The sequence below is a fragment of the Occallatibacter sp. genome (genome assembly GCF_049510455.1).
Classification (GTDB): Bacteria; Acidobacteriota; Terriglobia; order Terriglobales; family Acidobacteriaceae; genus Telmatobacter.
The window spans coordinates 1-26,217 of sequence record NZ_JBEKYX010000011.1 but is presented as its reverse complement, the minus strand read 5'-3'; the positions used below and the strand labels follow the sequence as shown (position 1 = coordinate 26,217).

The window sequence follows — 26,217 nt, the reverse complement described above, 5'->3', positions numbered from 1 at the left end:
TGATCGCCAAACCGGAAATTATTCTCAACTGTCGCTAACAGGTCAACGCACTCATCGAGTTCCCCCGAGGGATCGAAGCCCCAGTCAGTTCGGTCGCACCAATGAGCCGCTCATGTGCGGGGGACGCGGTTTGCAAGGATCGTCTCTACGGTGATCAAATTGAGATCGTTTGAGTTCAAGACCTGCTTAGGTCCGAAGTTGCAAATCAGATGTGAATCTGGTTCTGAACGGTGTTATCGCCTTGTAAAAGCGGAAACAGAATTTGGGTTCGTTAAGGGTTCGATAAGCGTTTCCGAGGGTTCCAAAAGCACTTTTGAGGCCAGCCGAGCAATCGGTTACGGGCCACGTGCCCCCTTTCAAAGAAACTTCAAACTGAGACACTACGCGAATGATGTCAGGCTATCGCAGCAGGTCTTCGAGAGTCGTGCTGAGGTCGGTCTTCTCGTCGCGGTACTTGACGATGACCGGGGCGTAGAGGCTGAGGCCCCACTCCGCGCCTTTGCCGCGAGTCACAGCGCGGGAGCCGGGAACGACGACAGCGTTGGGCGGGATGATGAGCGGCAGTTCTTCCGTAGCGCGGATCACCGTGCCGTTGACCAGATCGAAGACCGGGGTGCCGCGGGTGAGGATGGTGCCTGCGGCAAGCACGGCTCCGGAGCGGACAAGGGCGCCTTCATAAACGCCGCAGTTGCCGCCGACAAGCACGTTGTCCTCAATAATGACCGGGCTGGCGCTGACGGGCTCAAGCACGCCGCCGATCTGCGCCGCGGCGCTGAGGTGAACGTTTTTGCCGATCTGGGCGCAGGAACCGACCAGTGCGTGCGAGTCAACCATGGTTCCTTCGTCGACGTACGCGCCGGCGTTGATGTACATGGGAGGCATGCAGACCACACCGCGGGCAAGATAGGCTCCGGCGCGAACGGAAGAACCGCCGGGGACCAGGCGGATGCCGTCGCTCCCGGAAAAGCTCCGCACGGGAAATGTGTCCTTGTCCACGAACGTGAGCACGGTCTCCGCTGTTTCCATTGAGGCCGACGGATAGTTTGTCAGCTTGCCGAGGCGGAAGCCCAGCAGAATGCCTTGCTTGACCCAGACATTGACGCGCCAGCCGATGGGCGAAGCGGGATCGGGAGAAGCGGCTCGGATTTCGCCGCGTTCGAGAGCGGAGCGGAAGCGGGAAAACGCATCGCGGGCGGAGGGATCGTCTGCGGCGGAAGCGCCTGCGGCAAAATAGCGCTGAATAACTTCTTCTAAGATTTGAGGGGTCGTCATACCGGCTTAAGTTTATCAACCGGAATCAGGAGGAAGGCTGTGACGCGGGATTGGCACTGAGGTTAAACCATCCTTCCCGGAAAAGGCACGAGAAGGATGGAGCGGCAGTGTCTCAATTTGAATTGCTTTGTAACAGGGCACGACTTCAGTTAGTCGTGCCGATTTAGTCGTGCCGAAACGGCCATAAAAATAAAATTGGGCTTTAGCCCCTGCGGGATTTTTTCAAACTGAGACACTACCGATGGAGCACACAGGGAATGTGTGGGTAGAGAGAGGCTTAAGCGGCCACGATGGCTCGAAGCTGCGGGCGCGCCGGTATTTCAGCCGTTGCCGGCTGCAACTTGTAAGCGTTCTCTCCGGTGGGAATCATGGCTAGACGTACTGCGACGCGGTGACGGTTTTCGTGCATCATTTTGGTATCCAGCCAGGCGCCGAGCCGGGGATCGTTAATCTCCGGTTGGCCCTGCCAGAAGTCAGGGTTGAGTTTGCATTCAATCTTGAGATGACCCAGATTGAATTCGATGGCCGAAAGATTGCGCGGGAAGTAGAGGCGGACGTTTTCAGCCCCTACGTACAAACCGCAACGGCCGAGACCTTTGCTTTGAGCTTCGACAATCATGGTAAAACCTGCCTTCGACGATTCTTGGGGGCTCAGGAGCTATCGGCAGAAACTTGCGAGCCTGTAGTGAAATCTTCAAATGCCGGAATTTGAAACACCGGAAGTCCGGTATTGGAGGGCCCCACAGGCGACTTGTTTTTCATGCGTGCCGCTTTAGTAGATGCTGGCTTATGGCGTCAGGGTTCGCGGATTGCGACGCAATCTCTCATCGAGTAGGAAGCAAGGGATGTTCCTGGATGGGCAGAGAAGCGTGCTGCTTGATGAGCAGTCCTTCGAGCGGAGTTTCGGCCAGGACGCGGGCGATGATTTGAGAGGCTGTGCCGTTGCCGTAGGGGTTTTCCATGCCGCGCAGCGTGGCGCGGAAATCCTGAGATAGTGCGCGGCGCAGGGCTTCGAGAATGAGTCCGGCATCGGCTCCTGAATTGGCTGGAACATCGATGGTGTTCGAGGCACGCTCGCGGCCCTGCTGGCGCATGCCGGCGTTGACCACCGGCAGAGCAAAGGATGCGGCTTCCATGATGCCGCTGGAGGAGTTCCCGATCATGGCATCGACCTGGCCGAGCAGGCTCCAGTAGGTGATGGGGTCCAGGTTAACGAAGAGGTAGGTGTTGGGGCGCGTCTGCGCCAGTGCGCGAGTGCGTTCCATCAGGGCCAGGCTGCCGGCGTCGGAGTTGGGGTAGACAAAAAGAAGCTGGCCCTGATGTGCGGCCAGAGCGGAGAAGAAGGCGTCGGCCTCAGCATTGGTGTCGGCAAGGATGGTGACCGGATGCCAGGCCGCAAGGGTGGTGGGTGGGACCAGGGAAATGCCAAGTCTGGCTTCGAGGGCGGAGCGATCGAGTAATGCGGAGCGGCGAAGGTGATCGAGCGAAGGCGCGCCGGCGTGATGGACGCGCCAGGATTCCTCGCCCATGGCGATGACGCGCCGGCGGGCGGTTTCTGTGGACGTGAAGTGGATGTGCGCGAGCTTGGTGAGTGCGTTGCGGACCGCGTCATCGATGGCGCCCTGGCTGATTTCTCCGCCTTCAATGTGTGCGATGGGAATGCGGAGTGCGAGCGCGGCGGAGGCTGGCGCGAGCATCTCGTAGCGGTCGGCAATGAGCAGGAGCAGATCGGGACGCCAGTTGGTGAGCGCATCGGCGAGCCCAAGAATAGCGAGCCCGATGGTTTTGGCCATGCCGGTGTCGGTGTCGGAGCTGAGCAGGCATTCGATGCGAGCCTGGATGGGGAAGCCGTCGCGCTCGATCTCGCGGATTGTGCTGCCGAAAGCAGGCGAAAGATGCGCGCCAAGGGTAAAGACGCCGAGTTCGACGTCCGGCCGCGCGGCGAGTTCGCGGAGCGGCCAGTAGAGATGGCTGTAGTCGGCACGGGAGGTAGTGACGACGCCGATGCGGCGCTTGCGAGTGTCGAGAGAGCCGCTATTTGCGGAGGGGGGATTCACAGGGGAAGTATATCGATTGCATGGAGTCGATGTGCTGCGATGACGGCGGTCAGCGGCATTGCGAGTCGCATACACTGGTAGGGTTTTTACGAGAGGGATATAAGAGCGGTGAGAGCAGGAAAGAGCGCGGTTTGGGTGCTGATGTCGGCGGCGATTGCTGCGGGGCATGCCCAGATACAAAGCGTGGCGCATGAGGAAGCCGTGCGGCTGAATAATCGCGGCGTGGCGCTGATGAGTCAGCAGGCGAGTGCCAAGGCTGTGGAGAGCTTTGAGGCGGCGCGCAGGGCGGACCCGAAGCTGGCGCGGGCGGCGATCAACGATGGCATTGCGCTGATGACTCTGCAAAAGCTGGATGAGGCGAAGGCTGCTCTGCGGCAGGCGGTTGAAGTGGACCCAAAGAGCGCGGCGGCCTGGTACAACCTGGGGCTGGCGCAGCATGCGGGCAACGAGATGGAAGATGCGCTGAAGAGCTTTCTGGAAGCGACGAAGTTAGATCCAACCGACGCGGATTCTTTCTACTTTGCAGGCGCGTGCTACCAGGAACTAAAGCAGTACGACGAAGCAATTGCGGTGCTGAAGAAGGCGCTGGAGATTGATCCGATGCATGCTTCGGCGGAGTTTGGATTGGCGCGGGCGCTGCAGCGGGAAGGAAAGACGGATGAGGCGAAGGGACACTTCAAGCGATTTCAGCATTTGACGGGCGCGAAGATTTCAGCGGCGATAGGGCTGGCTTATGGGGAGCAGGGACGGCTCTCGTTAGTGATGCCGGTGGAACTTCATGAAGCTCGACCGCGTGCCATGATCCCCGTCAAGTTTGTGGCCAGGATTATCCATGAGGCTGGTCCTGCTACAACGGGTGGGGCTTGCATGATTGACGCAACCGGTTCCGGCGAGATGGATATTGTGCTCATGCAATCCGGTCCGCAGGCCATGACTGTGCTGCATCGTGCAGAAGGTGGAAGTTTTGTGCAGTTGGATTTAGCTGCATCAGGTCTGCAGGTTGCAGGTAACGCCATTGCCTGCGCTGTTGGTGACTATGACGGCGACGGATTGAACGATCTGGCGGTGGCGCTGGAGGATGGCGTGCTGCTGTTTCGGAATCTGGGGCATGGGAAGTTTCAGAACGTGACGGCGGAAGCAGGATTGACTGCGCGCAACCGCCCAACGGGAATCACCTTTGTCGATTACGACCATGATGGGGATCTGGATCTGCTGCTGACAGGGGCTCCGCTGGCCGAGGGCGGTACGCCGAATGTGTTGTGGCGCAATAACGGCAACAAGACATTTACGGAGTGGACGGAACCGACAGGGCTGGGCGGGAGTGGGAAGACTGCGGCGGCGATTCTGACGGACTTCAATAACGACCGCGCGGTGGACCTGGCGGTGACGGGCGATGGAACCGCGCCGGTGATCTATGTGAATCCTCGCGAAGGGAAGTATCCGGCGAAGACGCTTTACGATGCGAAGCTGCCTGCGAGCGTAGGCATTGCTGTCTTTGACTTCAACAAGGATGGCTGGATGGATATTGCAGTAACGCACGACGGTGCGCCAGGTGTGACGCTATGGCGGAATGTGGAGGGCAAGCGGTTTGAACGCGTGGAGCTACCGCTAAAGGGCGCGCTACGCGGGTGGGGATTGACGCCGATTGACATTGATAACGATGGGTGGATCGATCTGGCGGTGATTGTGGAGACGGCTGCGGGGCCGCAGGTGCGAGTGCTTCGCAATCAAGGTGACGGCAGCTTTGCGGATGTGAGCGCGGCGCTGGGCTTGGATGCAGTGAAGCTGACCGCGCCTCGTGGGTTGATTGCCGCAGACGTGTATGGCGATGGGGCGGCAGATTTGATTGTCACGCAGGAAGGCGCTGCGCCGGTGTTGCTCAAAAATGTGGGCGCGCAGAAGAATCACTTTGCGCGGATCGATTTGACAGGCCTGGCGGATAACAAGACGGCGCTCGGCGCAAAGGTAGAGGTCTTTGCCGACGGGCAATGGCAGAAGTTCGAGGTTGCGGGCGCGAGTGGCTATGCGACGCAGGGGCCTCCGCAGGTGCTGGTGGGGTTGGGGCAGGCTGAGGGGATCGACCTGCTGCGGATTTTGTGGCCGACGGGCGTGCTGCAGGATGAGATTGATTTGCCGCACAAGCCAGTGATTGCGCTGAAGGAAGCGGACAGGCGTGGCAGCTCGTGCCCGGTGCTGTTTGCGTGGGATGGGCACAAGTACAGATTAGTGACGGATGCGATTGGCGCGGCGGTGGTGGGGCACTGGTTCACACCGTCGCGGCGCAACACGCCGAATCCGGGCGAGTGGATCAAGGTGAATGGCGCGAATCTGGAGCCGGTGAATGGCAGGCTGAGCCTGCGGTTTATTGAGCCGATGGAAGAGGTAAATTACGTTGACCAGTTGAGGCTGGTGGCGGTGGATCATCCGGAGAATGTGGAAGTCAATCCGGACGAAAAGTTTCTGGACGATCCGCCTTTTGCGTCGGGGCGCGTGGTGGCCTCTAAGGGTGCGCGTTTGCCGGTTGGCGCGTGGGATGGTGAGGGTCGCGATGCGATGGATGCGCTGAAGAGCCGCGATCACAAGTTTGCGAGTGGGTTTACTCCAACGCCCTATGACGGTTTTGCGAATCTGCATGCATTGACGCTCGATCTGGGTTCGCTGGATGCGCAGTCCCCGCTGCGGTTGTTGATGACGGGGTATGTGAACTACTTCAGTGCGACTTCTCTGTATGCGGCGTGGCAGGCGGGGATCAAGCCGATTGCGCCGTACGTGGAGGCCGAGATGCCGAATGGTGAGTGGCGGCGCGTGACAGAGGAGGCGGGATTTCCGGCAGGGATGGAGCGGACGATTGTCGTCGATCTGACCGGCAGGATTCCAGCGGGAGTGCGGCGCATCCGGTTGATGACCAACCTGGAGATTTTCTGGGACAACGTGCTGATTGATCGGAGCGGCGATGCCGAGGCTCGCGCGCAGGAAGTACCGCTGGCCGCGGCCACGCTGCATTTCCGCGGCTACCCGAAGCAGATTGAGGGAGCCAGTTCTGGCGATCTCGATTACGACTACAACCGCGTGAGTTTGACGGGGCCGTTCCAGCACCAGCGCGGAAACTATACGCGGATGGGCGATGTGACGGAGCTGATCAAGGGAATCGACGACCGCTATGCGATCTTTGGCAGCGGTGAGGAGATTGCGGCGGACTTTGACGCGGCAAAGCTGCCTGCGTTGCCGGCGCATTGGAAGCGGGATTACTTCTTCTACGCGAATGGTTTTGTGAAGGACATGGACTGGTGGGATGCTGCGCCGTTTACCGTGGCTCCGCTGCCGTTCCATAACATGAGCGCGTATCCGTACGGTGCGCAGGAGAAATTCCCGGACGATGCGAATGCGTTGAAGTATCAGCTGGACTGGAATACACGCTTCGATTCGGGTGAGCCGGTGCGGTCGTACCGCTTTGATTACCGTGAGCTGCCGTCAACCCCGAAGGAAGATGGCGCGACGAGCGCGGGAGCGGTGAAGCCGTGAATGAAATCGCGTTGCAGTCTGCAATGCGGCAGTTGGAGTCGTTGCGCTCCGGCGCAATAAGCGTTTCGGAACTGGCAGAGGCGCATATTGCACGGATTGAGCGGTTGAATCCATGCCTGAACGCCTTTGCGGATTTTGATGCGGAGCGAGTGCGTGTGCAGGCCAGAGCTTTTGATGCCATGCCGGAGCCGCGCGGGCCGCTGCATGGACTGCCGGTGACCGTGAAATCGTCGATTGCGACGGCCGGGTTTCGCTGCGAGATCGGGAGCTTGCTGAACAAGGGCGACATTCCGCGCGAGGATGCGGAGGCCGTGGCTCGGCTGCGCGCGGCGGGGGCGCTGATTCTGGGCACGACGAATTGCCCGGAGTTTCTGATGGCCTATGAGACTGCGAACCTGCTGCATGGGCGCACGTCGAATCCGTGGGATCTGGAGCGGACGCCTGGAGGGTCGAGCGGCGGCGAGTCGGCGGCGATTGCCGCGGGGCTTTCGGCGGCGGGGTTGGGAAGCGACAGCGGAGGTTCCGTTCGAGTGCCGGCGCACTTTACCGGTATCGGCTCGCTGAAGCCCACGCCGGGACGCGTGCCGGGGCGCGGGCATCTGCCGCCATGCGTGGGACCGTTCTCGACGCTGGGTGCGATTGGGCCGATGGCGCGCGCGATGGAAGATGTGGAGCTGCTGTTTCGTGTGTTGAGTGGGCAGGATGCGAGCGATCCGGCGAGTCCGCCTGTGGCTTTGCGTGCGCACTCGCTCGACGAGCTTCGGGCATGCAGGATTGGTTTTTTTGAGGACGATGGCATTGTGCCTGTGACGGCGGAGACGCGCGCGGCGGTGCAGGCCGCGGCTCAGGCGTTGCGGGATGCGGGCTTTCGCGTGGAGCCGTTCCGGCCACATACGCTGGAGCAGTTGCGGAAGCTATGGAACATCTTTTTTGTGCAGTGCGGGGCAATGTTTTATGAGTCTGCGATTCGCGGGAAGCGCGAGCGGCTAAGCCCGATCTTTACGGAGTTTCTCGGCATTGCGGGAGCTGCAGGTCCGCTGACGGCTGCTGAACTGTTGAATGCGTGGGCGGAGCTGGATATGCTGCGCGCAAAGACGCTGGAGGCCATGCAAGAGTATCCGGTTTTGCTGTGTCCGGTGGCGAGCGTGCCTGCGTGGAGGCATGGCGAGCGCTCATGGAACGTCGAAGGAAAGACTGTGGCGTATCTGGATGCGGTGCGCTACACGCAATGGTTCAATGTGCTGGCGTGCCCGGCGGCGGTCGTTCCTGTCGGTCGGTCGCCCGAGGAATTGCCTATCGGCGTGCAGATTGCGGCGCGGCCTTTCGAAGACGAGATTGTGTTGGGTATTGCGAAGATTGTAGATCGTGAATTTGGATTCCGCCCGCCTCCGCTTGCTTAGCTTCAGCACAAAAGAAGAAGGGCAGCTCTTGCGAGCTGCCCTTCGTTGTTAGCTCTGCCTGTTGACTACGGCAGGTAGTAGCGGAAGGAGGTCCAGAACATGTTCTCGATGCCCTTGGGAGCGTATCCGGACAGGTTGGCCCAGATTACGCGGCTGGCGTAGCTGTACTGGATGCCCTGACGCAGACGGCCGTGGGATCCCTTGTAGATGTCATACCAGTAGCCCAGGGTACCTTCCTGAACGTCGCGGTTGACGCCGGTGCAGGAGCTGCCGCTGGAGGGGATGGTTGGCGCGGTGGGGGTGAGGTTCTCAGTGCCGCAACCGGAGTTGCTTTCACCAATGCCGTAACCGCCCGCCTTGCCGGCCGAGTTCTCATAGAGCCACTTGCCGATATAGTCGACACCGTAATTGGCGTAGATGTCCAGGCGTGGTGTGGCATGAAATTCGAGCGTGCCGAGTGCCGAGAGGCTTTCGAGAGGCTTGAAGCGGCCATCCGGTCCGACGGTGACGTCGGCAACGGTTGAGTCGCCGTAACGGCCGGTGCCGTGGCCGTAGAGAGCCTTCACGCCGAAGTCGAGCATGTGGGTGATGGGCATGCGCGCGCTGCCGCCGATGCCGCCGCCCCACTGGGTATCGTTCCAGGGAGTGCCGCTCGTACCCTCATAGATGCGATCGCGGAAGGCGCGAGTGATGCCGATGATTTCATAGTGGCCGTAGCCGGGATCGATAGCGATCTTTGCGATGAAATCGGGAACCGGATTGATGGCGTAGGTGGTCAGGTAGCCCGGAATGCAAGTGACGCTGACCGGTGTGGTGGTGCTGGTGGACGTGCAGGCTTCACTGCTGATGGCGCCGTTATAGGCGCCGCTGCTGGTGCCGGGATTGCCCCAGATATAGCTCACGCCCGGGTTGAGGGTGATGGTGCCGCCAGGCGAGAGAACCTGCGGGTTTTCCGCTGCGATGCCAATGGCGAGCTTGTCGCCGAAGGACTTGGTGACGCGGAAGCCGTACTGGCGGGTCCAGACGAAGCCGGCGTTATAGTTCGGGTCGATGGTCTGCGGCGTCTTGATGTCGCTGGAAAGATTCGAAAGCCCCTTGGCGTCTTCGGTAGCCAGAGACCACATCTGTCCGCCGGCAAAGCCCCAGCCGCTATTGGTAATAGCCTGGCCCCAGATGACGCGCTGGCGGAAGACATAGCTGTTGGACTGGTTGTTGTTCGAGGTTACGCCAGTGCCGAGCCAATCACCCTCGAAGTAGCCCCGGATCGTGCCCCAGTCGACCTTGCCCTCAGCGAGCAGCGAGACGCGCGACTGGCGGCCTGTGCCGTAGAACTCGCTCAGGTGGTATGCCTCAGCCTGCGGGAAGGGAATGGAGGTGAACGGTGTGGGAATGTCGGATCCAGTGGAGTGCGGACGCCACACGGTCTCAGCCGCGGTGAAGCCGCCGGGAGTGATCGCGATGCCCTTGTAATGAAGGACATTCGGGCTCTCAATCGACTGCTTGATCTTGGTGGTTTCATCGGAAACCGTGGTGGCAAGCGACACTTGGTTGGCCTTCAGGTCATTGACTGTGCCCTGCAGCGCGCTGACGGCTGCGGCATTGTCGGCCACGCCGGCTGCAGCCGCATTCGCCTTGTCGGCAGAGGCCTGGGCGTCGGCTGCCTTCTGCTGCGCATCGCGCAGTGCGGCGTCCTTCGCGGCTAGATCGGACTTCAGGCCGTCGATCTGGCTCTGCAGATCCTGACGAAGCTGTTTAATCTGATCTTCGGTGGCTGCGCAGCAAGGAGCGTCAGCCTTCTTGGCTGCTGCCGCCTTGTGCTTTTTGGGCGGAGTAGCATCACTCACAGGAGTTGGGTCAGTCGCATAGGCAAAGCTGCCAATTGCGCTGGCTGCCAGTGCGATCGCGGCAACCGATTTCAGTTTCCAGTTCATTGTGCCTCTCTTTATTAAATACGGCTTGTTGCTTTTCACACACTGCTTATGCCGGGCATTTTTGTACTTCCCCCGATGCCCGCTATGCGCTTCCATCGCGAACGCAAAGAATGCATGTGCGACGAGAGATCCCGTCGCTTTCCGGTTGTTTCAGGTTCAAGAGTGGCAGGGAAAGATGAAAATATGACGAATTTACAGGGATTTAATAGTTGTAATGGATTAGTAATAAAAAATTTACACGGCCTTAACCCGAAAATTGCCGGGAGCGACTATCTTGCCGCTCCGGCGCTGAGGAGATTGGCGAAAAGACGATAGGAGCCGGGTACAAGTTCGGAAAGCTGCCGGTAAAGCGCATAAGCAACGTAAATATATGTGCCTTTGCCCGGATGGGTGACGATAAGGCCGCCACGCTGCGGGTCCTGGCCGGCATCGGCGGTTTCGGTGAGTGCGGTGTAGCCAGGATCCCAGGTGTCGAGGAAGGAATGGCCGCGCTCCTCAACCCAGCCATCGAAATCGGCTGTGGTGATGATGTTTGGCGAGCGGAGGAGTTGGTCCTGCGGCATGAGGAGCTTGACAGGCGCGCTCTCGTCGACGACATTTTCAGGCCGCGAGCCCATGCTGATCGGCAGCGGCGCGGGGAAGTTGCCGCGCTGGTACTGCACGATGAGGTTGCCGCCGTTGCGGACGAAGGCATCGAGGCGTGCTTGATTGGAGGCCAGTTCAGGGCGAGTCTGATAGGCGCGGATGCCGATGACGATTACGTTCCAGGCGGAGAGATCGGCTGTGGCCAGCTCAGAGGGTGAGAGGATATGCGGCATGACGCCCATGGCTTCGATGGCTTCAGGAACGAGGTCGCCCGCACCCATGATGTAGCCGATTTTGAGGCCGGGTGCGAGCTTGACGTCGATCTTGCGTGTCTTGAGCTCGGCGGCTCTGTAGAGGTTGTAGGGGCGAAGACCGGGGTATCCAATGCTCCTCCAGCCGCTGGTATATGTGGCCCCGCCGGATTGGACTACGGCTTCTACTGTATATGCGCCGGACTGCGCGCCATCCGTGGTGACGGAGAAGAGAATGGGCTCAGTATCACCGGCAGATTTGCGGGCGAAGTTGGCTTCAGTAGGTTCGGAGTGCCAGCCTGCGGGGAGCTTGAGCGAGACGGTGCCTACTGCGGCGGCCTGTGTGTGTACGACGACTTTGACAGGCAGCGGGCCGCCGTCGAGGGGAACGATGCGGGCTTCGGGCGTCATGCTGACGCCGATGGCGGGCGTGACGACGAGCGGCTCGTAGACGCCGCCTTCACCGGTGACATGCTGAAGGGTTTGAACGACGGCGCTGATGCGGATGGGCGTGCCATCGAAGGTGTATTCCACCTCGGCTTCAAGCGGCCAGGGCGCGAGGGAACGGCCACGCCAAGCGGGATTGGAAATGTCGTAGTACGGCTGCTCTGTGGTGGGGCGTGTGAAATAGGGCGCGGTGGGCGCGGCGTTGGCTGAGGCTTTTACGCGGAAGAGCGTGTCGTTTGATGGAGATTTTGTGTCGGTTTCTGTGGACCAGGAATCGCCGGCGTGGCTTTCCAGCCATGCTTTGGATAGCGTTGCTGCGGTTCCGGATTGCGTGGTGTGAATACGGACGCGGAAGTCTTCGCCGGGAGAGACGCTGGCGGGTGTTTCATCCGCGGATGCGCCGCGGCCACCGCCGCCTCCTCCGCCGTTGGTGCGGAAAGCGATGAGGTTGAGACCAAGCAGTTCTTTGAGGGCGGATTGGAACTCGTCGATTTTGTAGTCGAGTTCGAGTAGGAGGCTGGCTTTAGCTTGGGGTGTGAGATCTGTGGCAGAGGCGATGTGGGTGCGGAGATCGAGGGTTGGCTTGTAGGCGGCGGCGATTTGGCGGGCCAATTCACCATTAGCACGAGGAGCGGAATTCATCGCAATTGCGCTCAGACCATTGCCGATGGATTGAAGAGCAGCATTGAGCCACTGAGGTGAATTTGTGCCACCGAGACTGGCGAGGTAGAAGGCGCTACTGGGGATGCGCACTTTGGCATTTTCAAAGAGCGTGTTGTTGCTGCTTCGGGTTTCCCCTGGCGCTTCAAATCCGTGAGCGACGGCCCAGAGGTGATAGCTGGTGGTAGATGGGCCGCTAAGTGCCGGGCTCGCGCCGCCATATTGCGACTTCTGCATGCCCCAGCCTTCGCGGGCGATCTGCACAGGGCTGCGACCGAGGATAGGATCGCGGTCGCCGACCTGAATGGTGACATCGGCTGAGAGCGCATGGTCGATGGTTTCGCCGGTGACGTAGTTTTTGAAGCGCGCGGGAGCCCATTTGCCGGTAGCGTAGTCAAAGATTCCCTTGTCCGTGATGGGCGCAAAGGGAACCATTCCGTAGACAGCGAACGGCTGCCAGGGTTCGATGCCGTCTTTAAGCTGTTCGGGAAAGACTTTGGGATCGGCTGCGGCTTTGAAGACTTCCTGCGCGATTTCGCCGGAGACTTGATGGTGACCGTGGCCGTCACTGACTGCTCCGACGAAGGTGGAGACAATGACCTGCGGCCTCATGCGGCGCACGGCGAGGACGGCGTCATAGAGGACGCGGTTGTGGTTCCAGCGTTCGAAGGATTCTTCCTGCGTTTTGGAGAAGCCGAAGTCGGCTTGTGTGCCCCACATTTGCGTGACGCCGTAATACTTGTCGGCGGTGAGCAGCTCATTGGTGCGGATGAGGCCAAGCGCGTCGTAGGTTTCCGCGCCCATGGCGTTCTGGCCGCCTTCTCCGCGGGTGAGCGTGTAGAGGATGGTGCGAACGCCCTGGACGCGGCTGAGGTAGGTGAGTAGGGGACCGTCTTCGTCGTCGGGGTGGGCGACGATCATCATTACGCTGGCTGTTGTGTTGAGACGGCGCAGAGATTCTTCGAGGGCTGCGGAGCCGCGGTCTTCGGCGAGCGGAAGCGGGATTGCGCTGGCTTCATGCGGCGCGATGGCTGCAGGGTCGGGACCCTGGGCTTGCGCGACTGCTATGAAGGCTGCTGAAAGGAAAGCTACTGCGCTCAAATGGACTATACTGGTGCGCGCCGAGGCACGCTGCACTCTCATCGCTGGCAACATACGTGGGGTCAGTTTACAACCTGGTGCGCGGCACGCAGCCGCTCCATCGCGTGGGTGTCTAAGGGGAGCTGATGTTTAACAGCTGTGGCGATCAGGTGGCTTTCCTCTACAATGGCATGAATCTGTGGAAGTATGACTGAGAAGCGGAATGGCAAAGGCGGCAAATCCGGAAGAGCAGCTCGCGTTATTTCTGGCGAAATACACGCCGGAAATCGGCTCCCTGGCTGAGGCAATTCTGGGCGAGATGCGGCGGCTTTATCCCACTTCCATCGAGCTTGTGTACGACAATTACAACGCTCTCGCCATAGGCTTTGCGCCATCGGAGAAGACCTCCGATGGAATCTTCTCGATTGCTGTCTATCCCAGATGGGTGAGTCTGTTCTTTCTACAGGCCGCAGGGCTTCCTGATCCGGAGAGAATTCTGAAAGGAAGCGGCAGCGTGGCGAAGCACGTCGTGCTGCCTTCGCCCGCGATGCTGCGCGACCCCGCAGTGGCGGAGCTGATGCGGGAGGCGACGGTTCGCGCGCGGGTTCCGTTTCCTGCCAGAGGCGAGCACAGGATCGTCATCAAGTCCGTCTCCGCCGTGCAGCGCCCGCGCCGTCCGGAAACAAAGCCCGCTGCGAAGAAAGCCGCTCGAAAAACGCCGTCGGCTTCATGAAAATCGGCAGCGAGCGCGAGCCGATGACACATTCCCATATTGTGCTGCTTAGGTTGCCGCCTGGATCGTCTGCCTGTGAAGCTATTGCTGCGGCGGTCCGACTGTGACGGTGGGGATTGAGACAGATGAGGCGGTCGCGCCTGATTTTTTTGCGGGTGCATCGGGTACTTCGAGTGCGATTCCGGTTAGCTCTCCGTGTACGTCGATGGGAATTTCAGAGGAAGCGGACTCATCTATGCTGACGTGGGGTGCGAAGTCGAAATCGCCGGTCTCGATGAAGACGCCAAAGCTGCCACTGATGGTGCCGTTGCCATCTTCTTCATTGGCGGGTGCGGGATCTGCCGATGCCTGAGCCTGCAGGATGTATGAGCCTTCGGGAATGTAGTTCAGTTCGAATTCCCCGTTTACAGCGACGGCCATGCGTGCGAACTCGCGTGTATCAGCATAGAGAAGACGCAACGCTGCCGTTGGTGGTGGTTGACCTGTGCGCTTAAGGATGACTCGGCCGTGGACGCTATGGAGTTTGCTGAGCGGGATGGTAATGTCGGCTTCCGCGTTGGATTCGCCGCCAGCGATCTTGATTGTCTTAGCCTCGCTGGCTCGTGCGGTATCTCCGTAATACATCACGAGTCCGCCAGAGGGAGTGGACTTCACAAGCTCTATTTCGGGACTATCCGGCGGTGCAGTACCGGATGCTGTCGAGAGTGTGGTGCTGACGAGATATTCGCCTGGAGCAAGACCTACTGCGCGAAAGTGTCCATGATCATCGGTGACGCGCGCAAATGCATCGTTGAGCACGATTGTCAGGCCGAACAGATCATCCGCTGCTTTAGATTTTGTTGTCACTGCACCGGGCCTGGGTTTGGGCCGGATATTCATATGCAGGCCGATGGCAGGGCTTCCATCGTCATACAAAACGGTGCCTTCTAACACGGCGGCGCGGTCAAGGTGCACTGCAATGGTGGAGGCTTGTTGAGCGGAGATTGAAACTGTGAGAGCCTGCGCTTCGAATTGTTTTCGTTCGTCTGCGTTGAGACCGGCCAGGTCAGAGCTTTTGGCGAGAGGGAAAGTATCGAGATAGCCCGCATATTTTACGGAAACATAATACGTTCCTTCGGGGAGCCTACCTATGGCGAAACGTCCGTCGAGGTCGCTCTGCGCCATAAAAACCTGGTCGCCTTGCTGGCGGTTTGCAGGCAACAGCGAGAGCTGCGCAAGCCTTGCAGGGGCATTCGAATCTCCGCAATAGATCGTTCCGGTGACTGCGCCTCGCGGAGGCTGGGACTTTGTGGCATGCTGCTGCTGAGAAGAGCCGGATGCAGTGTACGCAACGGCAAAAAGCACGATTCCGGCAATATGGCGCATAGGCTTCTCTACAGATTGAGATCGATGGCCGATGAAAATGAGAGCAGGGTCTGTGCTACAGGGCTCCAGTTCTTGCGGTGCAGAGGCGTGGGGCCAAGGCGCGTGAGAGCTTCAAGATGAACGGCGGTACTGTAACCCTTGTGCTGCGCGAGACCATAGCCGGGGTATTGGCTGTCGAGCTCGACGATGAGGCGGTCGCGATGGACCTTGGCAAGAATGCTCGCCGCGGCAATGGAGACGCTTGTCGCATCGCCCTGGATCACGGATTGCTGGCGGCAGGGAAATTCAATGGTTGCGATGGTGTCGATGCCATCGATGAGCAGATAGTCCGGCGTGAGGGCAAGTTGCTCAATAGCGCGGTGCATGGCGAGCAACGATGCCCGGCGTATATTGATGCGGTCGATGGTCTCGACATCGACTGCGGCGATGGCCCAGGCGACGGCCTGCGCGCGGATCTCGACGTCGAGTTCGTTGCGCTTTTTCTCGGTGACTTTCTTTGAGTCGTTCAAGCCCTGGTCTTGCAAGCGGCAGCCTCTTGGCAGAATGACCGCGGCGGCGACGACTGGCCCGAACATGGGCCCACGGCCGACTTCATCGATCCCGGCGATGCGCAGTGCACCGTCGCGGCGAGCTGCATTCTCATGCTTCCAGCCACAGACGGGATTTTGCCGGTTGAGTCGGGCCATGCAATCAGTATAGTGAGCGGCCGAAAGGCGGGATCATCCCTTCTCGAAGGAGTAATCGCGTTCGACACGGCTTATGCGCACCTTGTAGCTCTGATACCAGCCGGCGCGGCCCTGGCGCTGAGCGGCGAGATGATCAGAGTCACGCTTCCAGGCGGTGATGGCATCCAGGCTTTCCCAGTAGGAGACGGTGATGCCAAGATCCTCGCGAGCAGATTCGATGCCGAGAAAGCCAGGCTGCTGAGCCGCGAGATGGATCATTGCCTCGGCCATCTCTCCGTAGCCGTTATCGCCTTCTGTTCGTAGCGAGGTGAAGATCACTGCGTAATACGGAGGTAACGGAGTGGGTGCGAATGTCATCTAAGTCCTCCATGGAGAATGCACGCTACAAATTCTCTTGTTTCACCGCGTCTTCGGACGCATATCCGGTTTAAAGAGCACAGGGCAGGCATCAAGGATGCCGGCTTTGTACGTAAGTTGCACGCTTAGAGGTAATTACAACCCCAATGGAGGAATCGTACGATGAAATTGAGCAAGATTATCATAATGTCAGGAATGCTCTTTGCGCTGTCCCTGGGCAGCGGAATCGCCGCTCATGCCCAGGAGCACCCGCAATATCTACATGCACTGAGCGATCTTCGCCTGATGCGCTCGTATCTTGATAAGCAAACACCGGATGAGCACATGGACGACGAAGCCAATAGCGCCATCCGGGAGATCGATGCTGCCATCGAGCAGATCAAGGGCGCATCCATCGATGACCACAAGGATCTTCACAATGAGATGCCGGTGGATGCGAAGTTAACCTATTCGGACCGCTTCAGAAAAGCACGTGAGTCCGGGGATGCCGCATGGCATGACGTAGACCAGGCGGAAGACAATGGCTCGGTCAAGGGCCTGAAGCATCGCGCGCTCGATCACATCGAGAAGGCGAACCACATTGTCGATCACATGATGAAGCGCTATCAACACAAATAACGTTTTTAAAAGCGCAAAGAAAACCCCGGCGTTGTGGCCGGGGTTTTCTTTGGGTGAAGCGAAAAGCTGAGAGGTTTCGGCTTTCTTAAGCCTGGGCTCTCTTTGCGGCAACTTCGCGATCGACTTCCTTGAGACGCGCTGCCTTGCCACGGAGTCCGCGGATGTAAAAGAGCTTGGCGCGGCGGACCTTGTAGCTGCGGATCTTCTCCACGCGGTCAACAACCCTGGAGTTGAAGGGGAAGATGCGCTCAACGCCCTGTCCAAAGCTCATCTTGCGGACGGTGAAGGTGCCCTGGGGGCCGTTGTTGATGGCGATGACGAGGCCTTCAAAGGCCTGGAGGCGTTCCTTGTCGCCTTCCTTAATCTTGACCTGGACGCGAATCTGGTCGCCGGGAACGAACTTGGGCAGATCGGTGCGCTTGAGCTTATCGGCCAGGCGCTGCATTACTGGATGGATGGACATAGACTCTTCCTGCGTTTGAACTCAGAACTTTTAGTTTAACAAACATTGAGCCTTTGTGCCTATACCGCAGAGTATATTGGCGGGATGGACGAGAAACGAGCGTTTTTGCGGCATACTCTGGCCACGCTTGCGTATCGCGCTGCGCGGGCTGTGACAGGCGCGCCGGACGAGTTTGCGAGCTTTGATGGCGCGGGACGGACGCCGGGACAGATTCTGGCGCACATGGGCGATCTCTTCGACTGGGCGCTGAGCATCTCTCGCGGCGATGAGAAGTGGCATACCTCCGAACCGCTGCCGTGGGCGGAAGAAAAGCAGCGATTCTTTGCGGCGCTTGAGGCATTCGATGCGTTGCTGGCTAGCGATGAGCCGCTGCAGGCTCCTGTTGAGAGGCTGTTCCAGGCACCGGTGGCCGATGCGCTGACGCATACCGGGCAGATTGCCATGCTGCGGCGGCTTTCGGGCTTCAAGAAGCCGGATGAGGACTTCTACCAGGCGGAGATTGCCGTGGGACAGGTTGGGGAAAAGCAGCCGGCGCCGGTTTTTACGTTTTAGGGCGATCTGCCGAGTCAGCCTGTGACAGGTATCTCCGCATCCAGCCGGTGACCAGGCTGCGCATCTCCGGGGTTTCCTCGTGGGCGCAATCGAAGAGCTCGATGCGGCAATCCTGCTCGCGGCCATACTGCCGGTAAAGCGGCAATAGATGATCGCGAACCTTCTCGACCCCGGCGGGCGGCGTCAGTGGGTCCTTGCGGCCATTGACGCTGAGGTGAGGCCGAGGAACGATCAGCTCGTTGATGGCAGCGGTATCGAATTGCTTGAGCAGCGATGGGACAAAATAAGAGATGCTGTGGCCGCTAAGATTGTGCGCGGCGATCAGCGAATCGTAATCGGTGAGGCAACAGATATCGATGGCCATTTTGACGCGAGGATCGAGTGCGGCGAGCCACCAGGTTTTGGTTGCGCCCATCGACATGCCGGTCGCGCCCAGCCTTTGCGGATCCACTTCCGGCCGGCTTGCGAGGTAAGATAGGGCGCGGAACTCGTCGAAAAGCATCATGCCCCAGAGCACCTGGCCGCGCCAGAGCGCGAGCTTGAAGGCGTCTTCCTCTCCGCGATGGCCGTTGGTGTCGTGCTGGCGCTCACCGAAACACCAACTGTCGATGGCCAGGGTGACAACTCCCATTTCCGCCAGCACAGGAGCATAGGCGGGCTGAACGCTGGTTCCTTTGAGCAGTTGCTCCTTGCCGAGGTCGTACATTCCTGCGTGCCAGTGAATGAAGAGGAGACCGGGAGCGGGGCGTTTGAGCTTACGGGGGATCAAGAGGAGAGCGGGTACTGGTTCCATCCCATTCAGGTCGAGGACCAGCCGTTCGAGGGTGTACTGGTCGTGTTCTTCCCGGCTGACAAGTTTGGGCGGTGCGGGCTCATGCTGCCAGGGCAGCTCGCCGAGGAGGCCCCAGAGATCGGCGCGCCGGCGCTGCTGATATGCGGAGAATGCGGTTTCCGGTTCGGCGGCCAGGCTGCCGGCAGCGGAGTTCAGTCCGAGGGAGATGCCGCCGGTCAAAAGCGCGGATCGAGATACGAACTGGCGGCGGGTGATGTTCTTTTCTTCGCGGATCGGCATGGCAGATCATTCTATACAGCGTGCCCGGTGACCCCGGTCGCTCAGGATGTTACCTGTTGGAGGGGGGAGACCCACCCTTGCGACAGAACAAAGTCGCAAGGGTGGGGGCACGGAAGCTGTGCTGGGCTACTGGCGGAGGCCTTCGGTCTGGAAGGGAAGGCCGGTGATGGGTGAGTTGGCTGGATCGGCGCTGAAGTTGGGTGCGATGGAGACGCCTTTGGCCGAGGCTTTTGAGACTGAGGTGTTCCAGCCGTCGAGGACGATGAGTGCGTCTTCACCGTGGAGGTCTTTGAGGTCGGCTTCGATCTCGATCGTGCGGCTCTCGCCGGGCGGGAGCGAGACGTAATTGGTGGAGTAGAAGACGGGCAGGACGCGGGCGCCAAAATCGGATCCTGAGTTGCGGCGGAGCTGGACGTGCGCCATGAGTGCGATAGATTTGGTTGGATTGTTGAGCGTGACGGTGAAGTGCGCCGTGCCAACTCCCTCCTTATCCGTCTCGTCGTGGCGCGAGATGGTTGGTTCCAGCGTGACCGCAGGGAGCTTGTTCAGGTCGGTCAGGTCGTCGTTTTGGGCTGTGGCTGGCTTGGCTTCGACAACGTCGGGTGTGCGGCTGCTGCGCCAGTAGAAGTTGGTAGAGATGAGCTTGCCGGTCGAGTCCTTGAGATCGAGCTTGATGAAGTTGACGTTGGAGATGGCGCTGGATAGCTCAAGCTGGCCGAGTGTTGTGGCTGTGGCGGCGGGAGCTTCGACGGGCCAGTCGCGTTCCCAGGCTACGCGGCCGTCGAGGTTGTAGACGGTGGCGTGCGCTGTGGCTTTGGTGAGTGCATCGGGAAGGTTGTTGATGACCTGCACGAAGTTGGAGCTGGGGCCATCGGATTCATTGAGCTGGATGTGCTGCGGCTCGGCGGCGCTCTGCACGGCGAAGAGCGAGGAGTTGGGCTCGTAGTCGTAGTGGTAGAGCTGCCAGACGAAGCTGGGCTGCGCTGGGTGGCTCATCCAGGTGATGATGGCCGTGGTTGGGTGGAAGAGCTGGGCGTTGCGGCCTTCGTACATGGAACGGTAGGCCTCGTAGTTCATGAGCTGGGCCTTGCGGACGAAGTCGGCGAGATTGGAGATTTTGCCGTAACGGGCGGTGATGATGCCAGGATATTTACCGCCTTGGACTGCGCCGTTGGCGAAGTCATGCTCGGCCCAGGCGTCGGTGATCATCTCCCAATCTTTTTTGTCCAGCATGCCGTGAACGGATTCGAGAGTGGGGACGGACATGGTGCCTGTTTCTGTTTTGAAGAAGTCGTCGCCGATCTTGTAATACTCGCGCGGAGTGCGCCAGTGGTATGGGCCGTTGGAGCGGACGCCGCCGCCGGAGGTCGAGCTGGGCTGATAGCGGCGCGTGGGCTCGAGCTCCGCCATTAAGACGCGGAGGCGGTCGTCGATCTCCTTGGGCGGGAAGCCTTCATTGCGCGCGCACCAGAGCATGATGGAGGGATGGTTGCGGTAGCGCAGGATCTTGTCGCGCACATTGGCCATGTAGGTGTCGAGGTCGGTGGGATTGGGGCCATCGGATGGGTTGGGCTGGAAGAATTCGTCCCAGACCAGGATGCCGTACTTGTCGCAGAGCTCGTAGAAGTCTTCGTTAGTGGACTGGCCGACCCAGTTGCGGATGAGATTGAGGTTGGCGATCTTGTGCATGCGGATCTGGGCTTCGAGGCGCTCGCGCGGGATGCGCTTGAGGGCTTCGTCGATGCCCCAGTTGCCGCCGCGGATGAAGACGCGCGCGCCGTTGACCGAGATGGTGAGGTTTTCGGAGTCGGGGACGGAATAGGTGATTTTGCGGACGCCGAAGGTGACGTCTGTCGCGTCGGAGACGTGCTTCCGCGAGTCGAGGAAAGTCAGATGGACCTTGTAGAGGTTCTGCGGGCCATATCCGTTGGGCCACCAGAGGCGCGGGTTCTGGATGTGGAGCGCGGGGGTGGTTTTGGGATCGAAGGTGACTTTTTGCGTGGAGTGGGCGGGGATTTCTACCGGCTGCTCAAATTTGATGTTTTCGATCTGGCCCTGGAGGACGCCTTTTTGCGGGGCGTCCGTGACGTTTTCCACCGTGGCCTGAATAGCTACGTCGGATGAATCGGTCTTGGGGAGCGGGAGATCGGTGGTGACGAGCGGGTCTTTGATGGTGACGTCGCCGGATGCGGATAGAAAGACTTTGCGCCAGATGCCGGTGTCGCGGTCGCGGATGGCGGGGATCCAGTCCCAGCCGATGGTGGAGAGGAACGTTGGACCGTCGATGGCGGTGATGCCGCCGTTGAGGCCCATGCCGGCTTTGAGGGTGTGCTCGTGCGGGACGCCGGGGTGGGGCTGGGGTGCGACCAGTACGGCTATGACTGCTTTTTCTTTAGGCTTGACTACGGCGGTGATGTCGAATCTGCCGCGGATGAAGGCGCCTTTGGTCGTGCCGACCTGCTGGCCGTTGACCCAGATTTCAGAGGAGTAGTTGATGCCGTCGAAGTTGAGCCAGATGCGGCGGCCTGCATATATGGATGGAACGGTAACGACGGTGCGGTACCAGTACGGGGTCTTATTGAGCGACTCGGGGATGACTTCAGGGCGGTTGTTTTCGCCGAAGAGCGGCTCAGGGTAGGTTTTATCGGCGGCGAGCGAGGTGAGGACGGTTCCGGGAACGACGGCGGCGTGCCAGTCTTTTGGCGCGTATCCGGCGGAGGAGATCTGCGCGCCGGTTTCGGTGACTTTGGAGGAATCCTGTAGCTGCCAGCCGGAGGCGACTTCAAGCTGCGGAGGCGGGTAAGCCTGTGCGGCGGCGCTGAGGGCGGGGATGGTGAAGGAGATCATTGCCAAAGCCCGAAGGAAGCCGATGAGACGATCATGCACGGAGAGAGTCCTCACTGCGGTGTGAAATTTGAATGTACGCTGAGATGGTTTTCGTAAACCAACCAATTGTAGTCGTCTGAGCCTCCATAATGAGGACATGGATTTCGCGCGTTCCTCTGGAGTTTTGCTGCACGTGGCTTCGTTGCCTTCACGGGGGCCGATTGGCGACCTGGGGCCGGCTGCGTATGAGTTTGTGGAGTTTCTGGCGGCTGCAAAGCAGCATGTGTGGCAGGTACTGCCGCTTTGTCCCACGGGGTATGGAAATTCTCCGTACGCGGGGACGAGTGCGTTTGCGGGGAATCCGAACCTGATCAGCCTGGAGCTATTGGCGGATTGGGAATGGATCGCGCGCGAGCGGGTGGCGAAAGCTTCTGGCGGGGCGCTGGTAGATTATGGCGCGGTGGAGAACGAGAAGCTGCCTCTGTTGCGGGAGGCTGCGCGGAATTTTCTGGATCGCGGACCCAGCGATCCGAAGCTGGCCGAGCAGTGGCAGGCCTTTGCGGCGTTTTGCGCGGCGGAGGCGCATTGGCTGAACGATTTCGCCATGTATGCGGTGCTGCGCGATATGCATGGGACCGGCGCGTGGACGCATTGGCCGGAGTCGGTGCGGCGGCGCGAGACTGAGGCGCTGAAGGCACTGGTTGCCGGGCATGGGCGCGAGCTGGCGGTGGAGCAGGCGCTGCAGTTTGCGTTCTCCCTTCAATGGAATCAGCTCCGAAACGCCGCGGCGCGCAGCGCGATTCGCGTGCTGGGTGATATTGCCATTTTTGTCAGTATGGATTCGGCGGATGTGTGGACGCATCCGGGGATCTTTGAGCTGGATGAGGAGCTGAGGCCGGTGCATGTGGCGGGAGTTCCGCCGGATTATTTTTCGGCGACGGGGCAGAGGTGGGGTAATCCGCTGTACCGGTGGGATGTGCTGGCGGAACTGGGGTATAGCTGGTGGGTGGATCGCGTGCGGCGGTCTTGCCAGTTGTATGACATTGTGCGGCTGGATCATTTTCGCGGGTTTGAGGGGTACTGGTCGATTCCGGCATCGGAAGAGACGGCGGTGCATGGAGAGTGGGTAAAGGGACCGGGCATGGCGCTGTTTAGCGCGCTGGAAGCGGCGCTGGGACCGCTGCCACTGGTGGCGGAGGATCTGGGCCTGATTACGCCGGCGGTGGATGCGCTGCGGCTGGAGGCGGGCATGCCGGGCATGAAGGTGATGCAGTTCGGATTTGGCGGCAAAGGGGCGCATCCACATCTGCCGCACCGGTATACGCGCGGCACCGTAGCCTATACGGGAACGCATGACAACGACACGACGCAGGGCTGGTGGAACAGGGCGAAGGAGCAGGAGCGCGCGGCGGTGGAGGCGTATGTGGGGCCGGTCGCGGACAGGCCGGTATGGCCGCTGATTCGCGCAATAGAGGTGAGTGTGGCGGAGATTGCGATTGCGCCGGCGCAGGATTTGCTGGAGCTGGGGGATGAGGCGCGGATGAATACGCCGGCTGTGGCAGGTGGCAATTGGGGTTGGAGAGCGGCACAGGGCGCCTGGACGGCGGAGATTGCCGAGCGGCTGGCTGCGCTGGCCGAGGTGACGGATCGCCAGAATGATCCGCTGGCTAAAGGTGATGCGGCGCAAGCTGAGTAGCGGGTATTCCGGCGCTGCGGGCGGGCGTGACATGGGGTATATAGGGGTGCAAGGATGGACGCGGAGGATTCTTTCGTGAGAAAGCCGAGCCCCACGATTCGCTTTTTCCTTCTCCTGGTCTTTGTCATTTCCCTTTTGCAAACCGGCTTATCCGCGCAGGAGCGCCTGCTTCCTGATCCGGGGCCGACACTGACAGAACGATTCGGAAGAATTCCAGCTCCGGGAGTTCACCCCAGAGTGCTGTTTGGTCCCGATGAACTGCCTCGCCTGCGGCAGGTGACTCAGCAGACTGAGGTGGGCAAGTACATGCTGGGCAGAGTGGACCATTATGTGGAGGTGCTCCGCACGGGCCAACCACTCGCCGCCGAATATGAGGGACTTGTAAAGGGCGACCTGAATGCGGCCACGTATGTGAAGGAACCATTCTGGCAGAACAAGATTGGCTATGTGCTCAGCCTGGAATGTTTTGAAGCGCTGCTTCGGCAGGATCAGGTCAGGGGCCAACAGGCAGGTGCGGCTCTTGCCGCGTATGCTTCCATTCCCAGGGACTGGGTGAAGGGAAATCCCGACATTTTCCTGGCTCTCGCGTATGACTTCGATTATGTCTATATGACCGACGCGCAACGGCGCGTTGTGAGGCAGGCAATTTCTTTGTCAACTTCGGGCAAGAAGATCTTTGGGGACGACATGCCAGCGGATTGGAGAATGTCCAACTGGACGAGTGCTGGAACGAGCCTTGCGGTCACAGCGCTGGCGATTGAGGGAGAACAGGGATACGATGCCGCGCTTTATCCCCAATGCCGGCAGGTGATGGAGGACTACCTGCATTACGGGATTACACAGGCGGGCGGCGGCATCGAGGAGATGCACTACTTCAATTTCGGGATGGGCTTTGGCGGACTGGCGCTGGTAGCTTTCGCGAGACATGGCGACGATCTTTTTTCAGAACCTCACTACCGTGCGCTCCCGAATTGGCTGGTGGCTGCCATGGAGCCTTATGGGGATGCCTTCTCCATGCATCAGGACTCGCCGAACGATCAGGGCGGCAGCATCACCAACTATCTAATCCTGAAGTGGCTCTGGCCCAAAGATCTCGTGGTCGATATGGTCTGGCGCAACCGGGTGGGAGCCACCGCGGATGGACTGGGTAATTACGGAGACTGGCTTTTCATTCTGCCCTTCCCTTCAGACCCGGTTGGATGGAAGCCCTACAAAGGCCCGAATCCACACACAAAATGGGGTTTGAATGAGGCGGCAATTCCCCCCAACTATCCCGATGCGGTGAGTGGAATTGAGGCTCTGAAACTTCCGCTTACATATTGGGATCAAGAGCGTGGCCTGCAAATCACGCGAAATAAATGGGGCAGAGACGGAATGGTTCTGCATCTGGATATGAACACCGAGGCGAACTATGCCGCTGCCCACGCGCACTCCAACTCCGGGGAGTTTACGCTCTCGGCGCTGGGAAGAAAGTGGGCGATCGACCGCGGATTCCATGTTGCGGAGACCAAGGATAATTCCTGCATTCTGATTGACGGACGCGGCCAGGGCTTTTTCCCGATTGGAGGAGCCACTGTGGAGCGGCGCGAAGACCCGAACCTCACCGTGATGGCAGGCGATGCCTCGGAGCCATACCACTGGATTACACGGGCGCAGAACCGCCTCAATGATCCGGCTGTCAAGGCATTTCATTGGGAGCCGGATACCAATGGTGAGATCGTTCGCAGATTCGACGAAAATGCCACGATCACGAATAAAGCGGAGCCCTGGCACGACAAACAGGCGTCGCAGTATCCCTTTCAAGCGGTGTATAACCCGGTGCAAAAGGCGTTTCGCACGGCTGCCCTGCGGAGAAATGGATCGCATGATTATGTGCTGATTGTCGATGACATAAAGAAGGATGCGAGCAGCCATCAATATGACTGGCTGATGCAGGTGGCCGACGACCTGGAGGTCAAGAGCACGAACGGAAACTCGATTGTGCTGGGCAGCGCGGACGCAAAGGATAACCGCAGGCTGCTGGTGCGGATGATCGGCGTGAGCAGCGGAGGAAGCTGGATATTTGAAAAATACGAAGTGAAGCGCACTCCTGAATCGGGAGATACGGCTTCCTTTGGAATGGGGAACCGGCTGAGGTACAGTGTGCGTTCTGTGGAGCCGGGATTTAAAGTGCTGCTGTATCCATACCGCGAGGGCGATGCGCTTCCGGAAGTGTCGGCGAATGGGCCGCTGGAAGTGCTTTGGGCGAATCAGAAGGATGACTACGCGCTGACCATGTTACCGACGGGAAGAACTGAAGTGCGGATGCGTTAGAGCGATGTTTTGCAACTGATTCCCACAGTCAGCAGGAGCGTGAGCGGATTTTAAAATTCAACGAATGATCCGGCGCGGCTGAAATCTGCGTGCATCGTCGATCCTTAGCAGGTTTACCTTAGCTGGTCTACGAGATGGGCTCTAGTTGTTTAGTTCCTAGTCCTTCGTCATTACCAAAGTCCACCACCCTTTCGTAACCCCACCTCCTCCAGAAACTTTGCATGCAATTAACCCCATTTATGCTTTACTCAGAATCAGCAGAAGAAAGAGCTACGGCCCGAATCCCAAAAAGGATTCGGGCCGTAGCTCTTTCAAGGCAGCCCAGAAATTT

General features: G+C 59.6%; 18 protein-coding genes. 7 read left to right on the top strand and 11 right to left on the bottom strand.

Features of this window, described 5'->3' with window-relative positions:
- Positions 1 to 399: 399 nt before the first annotated feature.
- The 3 genes from ABSG47_RS03560 to neuC form a co-directional block, all read right to left on the bottom strand.
- Complete coding sequence (locus ABSG47_RS03560) at positions 400 to 1,272, bottom strand: 2,3,4,5-tetrahydropyridine-2,6-dicarboxylate N-succinyltransferase (RefSeq protein ID WP_424166465.1); 873 nt, start codon at positions 1,270 to 1,272, stop codon at positions 400 to 402.
- A 277-nt stretch (positions 1,273 to 1,549) separates the two neighbouring features.
- Complete coding sequence (locus ABSG47_RS03555) at positions 1,550 to 1,891, bottom strand: hypothetical protein (protein ID WP_424166463.1); 342 nt, start codon at positions 1,889 to 1,891, stop codon at positions 1,550 to 1,552.
- Between the two features lie 205 nt (positions 1,892 to 2,096).
- Entirely contained in the window at positions 2,097 to 3,329 is a 1,233-nt protein-coding gene (gene neuC / locus ABSG47_RS03550; protein WP_424166461.1) for a UDP-N-acetylglucosamine 2-epimerase, read from the bottom strand.
- Between the two features lie 108 nt (positions 3,330 to 3,437).
- Here neuC and ABSG47_RS03545 point away from each other — a divergent pair, with 108 nt between their 5' ends.
- Both ABSG47_RS03545 and ABSG47_RS03540 read left to right on the top strand, forming a co-directional pair.
- Positions 3,438 to 6,851 carry a CRTAC1 family protein gene (locus ABSG47_RS03545; RefSeq protein ID WP_424166459.1) on the top strand — a complete coding sequence of 1,138 codons (3,414 nt, stop codon included), beginning with the start codon at positions 3,438 to 3,440 and terminating at the stop codon, positions 6,849 to 6,851.
- A complete protein-coding gene (locus ABSG47_RS03540) occupies positions 6,848 to 8,251 on the top strand; it encodes an amidase (protein ID WP_424166456.1) in 1,404 nt (467 codons plus the stop codon). The genes ABSG47_RS03545 and ABSG47_RS03540 overlap by 4 nt, the downstream gene beginning before the upstream one ends.
- A 65-nt stretch (positions 8,252 to 8,316) precedes the next feature.
- Here the strand turns inward: ABSG47_RS03540 and ABSG47_RS03535 are convergent, their stop codons facing one another.
- Together ABSG47_RS03535 and ABSG47_RS03530 are read right to left on the bottom strand one after the other, a co-directional pair.
- Entirely contained in the window at positions 8,317 to 10,182 is a 1,866-nt protein-coding gene (locus ABSG47_RS03535) for a hypothetical protein (protein ID WP_424166454.1), read from the bottom strand.
- A gap of 269 nt (positions 10,183 to 10,451) precedes the next feature.
- Positions 10,452 to 13,226, bottom strand: a complete 2,775-nt coding sequence (locus tag ABSG47_RS03530) for a PIG-L family deacetylase (RefSeq protein WP_424166452.1) — start codon at positions 13,224 to 13,226, stop codon at positions 10,452 to 10,454.
- 202 nt (positions 13,227 to 13,428) lie between these two features.
- Here ABSG47_RS03530 and ABSG47_RS03525 point away from each other — a divergent pair, with 202 nt between their 5' ends.
- Positions 13,429 to 13,938 carry a hypothetical protein gene (locus ABSG47_RS03525; protein ID WP_424166450.1) on the top strand — a complete coding sequence of 170 codons (510 nt, stop codon included), beginning with the start codon at positions 13,429 to 13,431 and terminating at the stop codon, positions 13,936 to 13,938.
- A gap of 81 nt (positions 13,939 to 14,019) precedes the next feature.
- Here ABSG47_RS03525 and ABSG47_RS03520 read toward each other — a convergent pair whose 3' ends face one another.
- Genes ABSG47_RS03520 through ABSG47_RS03510 form a run of 3 tightly spaced genes read right to left on the bottom strand, consistent with a single transcriptional unit; the run spans position 14,020 to position 16,346 of the window.
- A complete protein-coding gene (locus ABSG47_RS03520; RefSeq protein WP_424166448.1) occupies positions 14,020 to 15,303 on the bottom strand; it encodes a carboxypeptidase-like regulatory domain-containing protein in 1,284 nt (427 codons plus the stop codon).
- A gap of 8 nt (positions 15,304 to 15,311) precedes the next feature.
- Positions 15,312 to 15,989 (bottom strand): ribonuclease HII, encoded by a 678-nt coding sequence (rnhB, locus tag ABSG47_RS03515; protein WP_424166446.1) that lies wholly within the window; start codon positions 15,987 to 15,989, stop codon positions 15,312 to 15,314.
- Positions 15,990 to 16,022: 33 nt separating this feature from the next.
- Positions 16,023 to 16,346 carry an antibiotic biosynthesis monooxygenase family protein gene (locus tag ABSG47_RS03510; RefSeq protein ID WP_424166444.1) on the bottom strand — a complete coding sequence of 108 codons (324 nt, stop codon included), beginning with the start codon at positions 16,344 to 16,346 and terminating at the stop codon, positions 16,023 to 16,025.
- A 162-nt stretch (positions 16,347 to 16,508) separates the two neighbouring features.
- Here ABSG47_RS03510 and ABSG47_RS03505 point away from each other — a divergent pair, with 162 nt between their 5' ends.
- Complete coding sequence (locus tag ABSG47_RS03505; protein ID WP_424166441.1) at positions 16,509 to 16,964, top strand: hypothetical protein; 456 nt, start codon at positions 16,509 to 16,511, stop codon at positions 16,962 to 16,964.
- A gap of 85 nt (positions 16,965 to 17,049) precedes the next feature.
- Here ABSG47_RS03505 and rplS read toward each other — a convergent pair whose 3' ends face one another.
- Complete coding sequence (gene rplS / locus ABSG47_RS03500) at positions 17,050 to 17,427, bottom strand: 50S ribosomal protein L19 (protein ID WP_424166439.1); 378 nt, start codon at positions 17,425 to 17,427, stop codon at positions 17,050 to 17,052.
- A gap of 84 nt (positions 17,428 to 17,511) precedes the next feature.
- On the opposite strand from rplS, the gene ABSG47_RS03495 reads away from it, so the two are divergent.
- On the top strand, positions 17,512 to 17,979 hold the full coding sequence (locus ABSG47_RS03495) for a hypothetical protein (protein ID WP_424166437.1): 468 nt from the start codon (positions 17,512 to 17,514) through the stop codon (positions 17,977 to 17,979).
- Here the strand turns inward: ABSG47_RS03495 and ABSG47_RS03490 are convergent.
- Both ABSG47_RS03490 and ABSG47_RS03485 read right to left on the bottom strand, forming a co-directional pair.
- A complete protein-coding gene (locus tag ABSG47_RS03490) occupies positions 17,969 to 19,051 on the bottom strand; it encodes a dienelactone hydrolase family protein (RefSeq protein WP_424166435.1) in 1,083 nt (360 codons plus the stop codon). The two genes, ABSG47_RS03495 and ABSG47_RS03490, sit on opposite strands and share 11 nt — an antisense overlap.
- Before the next feature lie 126 nt (positions 19,052 to 19,177).
- Entirely contained in the window at positions 19,178 to 21,937 is a 2,760-nt protein-coding gene (locus tag ABSG47_RS03485) for a glycosyl hydrolase 2 galactose-binding domain-containing protein (RefSeq protein WP_424166433.1), read from the bottom strand.
- A 97-nt stretch (positions 21,938 to 22,034) separates the two neighbouring features.
- Here ABSG47_RS03485 and malQ point away from each other — a divergent pair, with 97 nt between their 5' ends.
- Positions 22,035 to 23,573, top strand: coding sequence for a 4-alpha-glucanotransferase (gene malQ / locus ABSG47_RS03480; RefSeq protein WP_424166431.1), 1,539 nt, complete (start codon positions 22,035 to 22,037; stop codon positions 23,571 to 23,573).
- A 75-nt stretch (positions 23,574 to 23,648) separates the two neighbouring features.
- Positions 23,649 to 25,886 (top strand): hypothetical protein, encoded by a 2,238-nt coding sequence (locus ABSG47_RS03475; RefSeq protein WP_424166428.1) that lies wholly within the window; start codon positions 23,649 to 23,651, stop codon positions 25,884 to 25,886.
- Positions 25,887 to 26,217 lie beyond the last annotated feature (331 nt).

Excerpts from the sequence above, each read along its gene's own strand:
- ABSG47_RS03555 (WP_424166463.1), bottom strand. The coding sequence starts at position 1,891 with ATGATTGTCGAAGCTCAAAGCAAAGGTCTCGGCCGTTGCGGTTTGTAC.
- ABSG47_RS03505 (WP_424166441.1), top strand. The coding sequence starts at position 16,509 with ATGAAATTGAGCAAGATTATCATAATGTCAGGAATGCTCTTTGCGCTG.
- malQ (WP_424166431.1), top strand. The coding sequence starts at position 22,035 with ATGGATTTCGCGCGTTCCTCTGGAGTTTTGCTGCACGTGGCTTCGTTG.
- ABSG47_RS03510 (WP_424166444.1), bottom strand. The coding sequence starts at position 16,346 with ATGACATTCGCACCCACTCCGTTACCTCCGTATTACGCAGTGATCTTC.
- ABSG47_RS03560 (WP_424166465.1), bottom strand. The coding sequence starts at position 1,272 with ATGACGACCCCTCAAATCTTAGAAGAAGTTATTCAGCGCTATTTTGCC.
- ABSG47_RS03490 (WP_424166435.1), bottom strand. The coding sequence starts at position 19,051 with ATGCCGATCCGCGAAGAAAAGAACATCACCCGCCGCCAGTTCGTATCT.
- ABSG47_RS03535 (WP_424166454.1), bottom strand. The coding sequence starts at position 10,182 with ATGAACTGGAAACTGAAATCGGTTGCCGCGATCGCACTGGCAGCCAGC.
- rplS (WP_424166439.1), bottom strand. The coding sequence starts at position 17,427 with ATGTCCATCCATCCAGTAATGCAGCGCCTGGCCGATAAGCTCAAGCGC.
- ABSG47_RS03495 (WP_424166437.1), top strand. The coding sequence starts at position 17,512 with ATGGACGAGAAACGAGCGTTTTTGCGGCATACTCTGGCCACGCTTGCG.
- ABSG47_RS03520 (WP_424166448.1), bottom strand. The coding sequence starts at position 15,303 with ATGCGCCATATTGCCGGAATCGTGCTTTTTGCCGTTGCGTACACTGCA.
- ABSG47_RS03525 (WP_424166450.1), top strand. The coding sequence starts at position 13,429 with ATGGCAAAGGCGGCAAATCCGGAAGAGCAGCTCGCGTTATTTCTGGCG.
- rnhB (WP_424166446.1), bottom strand. The coding sequence starts at position 15,989 with ATGGCCCGACTCAACCGGCAAAATCCCGTCTGTGGCTGGAAGCATGAG.